The organism is Streptomyces katrae (assembly GCF_000966975.1).
Classification (GTDB): Bacteria; Actinomycetota; Actinomycetes; order Streptomycetales; family Streptomycetaceae; genus Streptomyces; species Streptomyces katrae.
This window is the reverse complement of record NZ_JZWV01001167.1, coordinates 1-1,532: the sequence shown is the minus strand read 5'-3', so window position 1 is coordinate 1,532 and position 1,532 is coordinate 1. Positions and strand designations below refer to the sequence as shown.

Sequence of the window (1,532 nt, the reverse complement as noted above, 5' to 3'; positions counted from 1 at the left end):
CTGATGGGCTGGCAGGACTTCATACCGGACGTCGTCGAGGACAAGGTCGAGCACGGCGTCGAGAAGGTCGGCGACTTCGTCGAGTGGGGTGGCAGCAAGGTCGCCGGCCTCGCCGACGAGGTCGGACTGGAGCAAGCAGGCGACTGGATTCGCGACAAGTCCCGCTCCGCTGCCAACCAGCTTGGCTCCGACGTCGCCGAGCTGGAACTTGGGCAGACCGACGACCCGAAGAAGCTCGTCTACGGCAGCGTGGCCAAGATCCATGCCCAGGTCGGGCACCTGAACGACTTCAAGACAGCCTTCGAATCCGTCGGCAACGGCCTGAAGAACCTGACCGAGCCCGACGGGCTGAAGGGCCAGGCCGCCAAGGCATTCCAGGAAGCGGTGGCGAAGCAGCCACCGCGCTGGTTCAAGGCGTCCGAGGCCTTCGGGAAGGCCGCGGACGCAATGGGCCGTTTCGCGGAGACCGTGGAATGGGCGCAGGGGCGTGCAAAGGAGGCCCTGGAGGACTACAACAAGGCGAAGAAAGTGTCCGAGGACGCCCGCAACGCCTACAACAAGCAGGTCAACGAGTACAACAGCGCCATCACGGCCAAGAAGGAGCACCTCCCGCCCCGCCCGGCCGAGACCTTCGAAGACCCCGGCAAGCCGCTGGTCGCGGCAGCGCAGGACAAGCTGGACAACGCGCGCAAGCAGCGCAACGAGCAGGCAGAGGCCGCCGCGGCCGCAGTCCGCGCCGCGCGCGGCGCCGCTCCGCCCAAGCCCTCGTACGCGGGTCAGCTCACCGACGGCATCGCGTACGTGCAGCTCGCCAACAACCACTTCGTGGGCGGCATCATCCGAGGCGCTGCCGGTACCGCCGACTTCGCCCGCTCCCTCAGTCCGCAGGATCCGTACAACCTCACGCATCCCGCCGAGTACATGACGTACCTCAACTCGACGGCAGCGGGGCTCGTCACCACGGTCAACGACCCATGGGGCGCCGGGAAGCAGATGCTCGACGAGTTCATGAAGGACCCCGCTGAAGGCGTCGGCAGACTCGTACCCGACCTCATCGGTTCCAAGGGCATGGCCTCCTTCAAGGAGGCCGGGGCAGCCGCGAGACGCTTGGACGATCTGAAGTCTCCCCGCCGTGGGGAGCACGAGCGTAATCCGGAAAGCAACGCCAACCGCTGCAAAGAGACCGTGTGCAAGAGGGACCCGGTCGATATCGCGACCGGCCGTATGCTGTTGCCCACAACCGACATCGCTCTGCCCGGCGCGCTCCCACTCGTGTTTCGGCGCACCTTCGACTCCTCGCGCCGCTCCGGTCAGTGGTTCGGGCCGACGTGGTCTTCCACGGTGGACCAGCAGCTGGAGATCGGACCCGAGGGCCTCATCTTCGGCTGTGATGAGGGGAGCCTTCTCGCCTACCCCCACCCAGCCCCTGGGATCGCGGTGATGCCCACACACGGCCGACAATGGCCTTTGGAACGGGTCACCGGCGGTTACACCATCACCGACCCCGACACCGGCAAGGTCTGGCACTTCAC

1 protein-coding gene is annotated in these 1,532 nt (G+C 66.5%); it reads left to right on the top strand.

Annotated features, from left to right (window positions below):
* On the top strand, positions 1-1,532 hold a 1,532-nt coding region (locus VR44_RS34260; RefSeq protein ID WP_245692741.1), incomplete at both ends, for a putative T7SS-secreted protein.